This is a genomic window from Candidatus Omnitrophota bacterium (assembly GCA_040755155.1).
Classification (GTDB): Bacteria; Hinthialibacterota; Hinthialibacteria; order Hinthialibacterales; family Hinthialibacteraceae; genus JBFMBP01.
Genome location: JBFMBP010000042.1, coordinates 1 through 3,313 on the forward strand (window position 1 = coordinate 1; position 3,313 = coordinate 3,313).

4 protein-coding genes are annotated in these 3,313 nt (G+C 52.2%); 1 reads left to right on the top strand and 3 read right to left on the bottom strand.

The window, feature by feature from the left end:
• Positions 1–451, top strand: a 451-nt coding sequence (locus AB1656_05550; protein MEW6234833.1) for a hypothetical protein, incomplete at its 5' end; no start/stop codon positions are given.
• Positions 452–492: 41 nt separating this feature from the next.
• Here AB1656_05550 and recR read toward each other — a convergent pair.
• From recR to dnaX, 3 genes are all read right to left on the bottom strand, one after another.
• Entirely contained in the window at positions 493–1,119 is a 627-nt protein-coding gene (gene recR / locus AB1656_05555; protein MEW6234834.1) for a recombination mediator RecR, read from the bottom strand.
• The gene (locus AB1656_05560) at positions 1,116–1,439 is read right to left on the bottom strand and encodes a YbaB/EbfC family nucleoid-associated protein (GenBank protein MEW6234835.1); all 324 of its coding nucleotides are present in this window, start codon (positions 1,437–1,439) and stop codon (positions 1,116–1,118) included. Before AB1656_05560 ends, recR begins: the two co-directional genes overlap by 4 nt.
• Positions 1,440–1,502: 63 nt before the next feature.
• Positions 1,503–3,313: DNA polymerase III subunit gamma/tau (dnaX, locus tag AB1656_05565; protein MEW6234836.1), on the bottom strand; the 1,811-nt coding region annotated here is incomplete at its 5' end.

Consider the following 3,313-nt stretch of genomic DNA (forward strand, 5'->3'; position numbering starts at 1 on the left):
GGATTTGTATTGCGGCATGGGGCTGTTTTCTTTATCGACAATGGATTTAGTAGATAACGCGCTAGGGATAGAAGCCCATCCGGAATCGATTCGCCTGGCGCAGGAAAGCGCGGCGGGAACAAACGTTCGCTATATCTGTTCGGAGGCGGAACGGTTAGAGCCGGAAGTTTTGGAAGGTTGCAACATATTGCTGGCCGATCCCCCGCGAGCGGGAATGCACTCCCGCGTTTTGGAGATAATCCAGCGGCAGTCCTTTCGCGAAATTCTTTACATCTCCTGCAATCCCAAGCAGGGCGTCAAGGATTTGGCCCCACTCCTCCCGCTATACCGGTTGGATTCCATCAAATTATTCGATCAATTCCCCCAAACGCCCCATGTGGAGATGATTATTCATCTGCGAAGAGAATCGGAGGATGGGTCGCGTCGTTTGATCCATCGATTAGTCCTCTAATAAATAGTGATGGGTCAAAAAAGCAACCCGTCCTACTTTTTCTATAACTCCAGGCGCGAAGAGAACGCCATTGAAAGCGTGGTTTCGTCGGCGTATTCCAGTTCGCTGCCGGAGGGCAGGCCGCGCGCCAAACGAGTAACTCTAACGCCGAGAGGACGAATCACGCCTTGCAGATAAACCGCCGTCGCGTCGCCTTCGATAGTGGGATTGGTAGCAACGATCACCTCTTTGACGGGATGATCCAGCCGCTTTAACAGCCGGGAAACGCCGATCTCTTCCGGCCCGACGCCGTCGATAGGCGATAAAGCCCCTCCAAGAACGTGATAAAGGCCGGAATATTTCCCCGTCCGTTCGATCGCCAGCAAATCCTGCGGCTGCTCGATGACGCAGATCGTCGCGCGATCTCGCTGGGGATCTCCGCATACGTGGCAGGGATCAGAATCGGAAAAGTTTCCGCATAGCGAGCATTTTTTGACTTGATTCGCTAGCCGGGAAAGGGCGGCGATCAATTCGTCGATCTCTTCTTTCCGGCGCTTCAACAAGGCGAACGTAAGACGTTGGGCCATGCGGGGACCGATTCCCGGAAGCTTGGCCAATTGCTTGGCTACGGCGTCGATGGAAGAAGGACCTGCCGTTTTCCGGCCGGGGGGAGGAGAGGATTCGTTCATGACGTTATTCCGGGGATCGATATTCCGCCCGTCAAGGAAGTCATGCGTTCCTTCACGATTTCCTGAACCCGGGTCTGAGTTTCGTTCACGGCGGCGGCGATCAAATCTTCCAGCATGGCGACATCGTCCTTGTTGACGATTTCAGGATCGATCTTGATCGAAGTGATTTTTTGTTTTCCATTCATGGCGATGGTAACCATGCCGCCGCCTGCGCTGGCGCTGACTTCAACGTTTTCCAGTTCCTGTTGAATTTCGGCCAAACGCTGCTGCATGGTGTGGGCCTGCTTCAACATATTGGCTAAATTTCCTAAACCTTTCATTCAATCCTCCTTTGTCTTAATTTCAATATATTATTGATACTTTCAATAAATCCTTACTTTGAATCATCCTTCCTTAAAAGGCTTGATGCTGACGATCCGGCCCGGCAATTCGTCCATTAATTTACAAAACATTTTGTCGCTTTGCGCTTTATCGAGCAACTCTTTTTTGTTCGGCTCCTTTTTCTTGATCTCCGGCGCGGCTCCTGGATGTTCGTGCGTTGGATGAATATCGCCGCGGGTTTCGTATCGTATTCTCAGCGTTTTTCCAAATACCTTCTCGACGATTTGGGAAATCGTTTTCCGATTTTTTTCGTTTTCCAACGCCTTGATATTAAAGAGAGAATTTTCCGCTGGTATTCCTACTTGGATCGAACCATTGTCGAAAGCGAGCAGTACGCTGCCATCCAGGGCGCTTGCGATAACGGGATTTTTTTCCACTTCGTTGAGAAAATGGGTCCACATGCTCGCAAGCGACGCCGTAAGAACTGCCGGTGAAGCGATAGGGGCCGCTTCCGGGGCAGACGCCGCTTCCGGCTCGCCATCATCTTCTACGGCATCGTAGAGATCGTTCGATAACAACAGCTCTGGTTGGGGCTTAGGTTTCGCTGTCGGCGCAACGGCGTGCGAAACGGTTGGGGCCGGTATTGCTGGAGGCGGCGAAACGATGGAGGAGGAAGCGCCGGAAAAAGTGGAGAGCGCTTTGAGAACGTCTTCGATCTTAACCGCCTGGCTCGCCTTGGCCGCCTTGATAGCCGCCATTTCCAGAATGATGCGCCCTTCGGAGGAATTTTTCATCCGCCGTTCCGCTTCCCAGAAAATATCCGTCGCATAGAGAATCTGTTCCAGCGAGGCTTGTTTGGCTGATTGCAGAATTTGTTGAATATACTCGTCGGGAAGGTCGAGCAGATTCGCATTCGCTTCCGAAACCTTGATGACGGCGAGGCGGCGAAGATGATGGAGTCCTTCGATCAAAAACGAGAGAAAATCTTTGCCGCGAACGTTGGCTTGTTCCATAAGGCCGAGGATTGTCGGCAGATCGTGGCGCAACACGGCGGAGATAAAGCGGTCGATAACGTCGAATTCGATGACGCCGAGCGCGTCTTCCACTTCGGCGAGTTGAATCTTTCCCGAAGAAAACGCGACGATTTGATCCAGAAAAAACAGCGCGTCCCTCAGCCCGCCTTCGGACTTGCGGGCGATAAGATACAGGACGCCGTCGCGTTCGGCGGCGCTGGCGAATTGAATTTCCTTTCGATTCGAGACGATTTTTTTGAGATGCTCGACGATCACTTTGTGTGGAATACGGCGGAATTGGAACCGCTGGCAACGGGAAAGAATCGTCGGCAGAATTTTGTTCAATTCCGTCGTCGCCAAGATAAACCGGACGTGACTGGGCGGTTCTTCCAAGGTCTTGAGAAAAGCATTGTTCGCTTGGGGCGTGAGCATGTGAACTTCGTCGATAATGTAGACCTTATATTTGCCGAAAGCAGGAGTAAAACGCACGTTCTCGCGCAAGGCTTTGATTTCATCGATGCCCCGATTGGAAGCGGCGTCGATTTCGAGAACGTCGCTATGCGTTCCCTTGTTGACGGCGAGGCAGGAGGAGCATTGGTTGCAGGGTTCGGCGTCTTGCGGATTCTCGCAATTCATAGCCTTGGCCAGAATGCGGGCGGTGGTCGTTTTGCCTGTTCCCCTTGGCCCTACGAGCAAAAAAGCATTGGCGATTTGCCCCCGTCTCAGGCTGTTTTTCAAGGTTTGGATGACATGATCCTGAGCGAGAACTTCCGAGAAGGAACTGGGGCGGAATTTTAAAGCGGAAACAATATACTCCGAGGCAGACATTCGAATCCCGTTATCCGGAAACTTGCCGAATC

Excerpts from the sequence above, each read along its gene's own strand:
- AB1656_05560 (MEW6234835.1), bottom strand. The coding sequence starts at position 1,439 with ATGAAAGGTTTAGGAAATTTAGCCAATATGTTGAAGCAGGCCCACACC.
- recR (MEW6234834.1), bottom strand. The coding sequence starts at position 1,119 with ATGAACGAATCCTCTCCTCCCCCCGGCCGGAAAACGGCAGGTCCTTCT.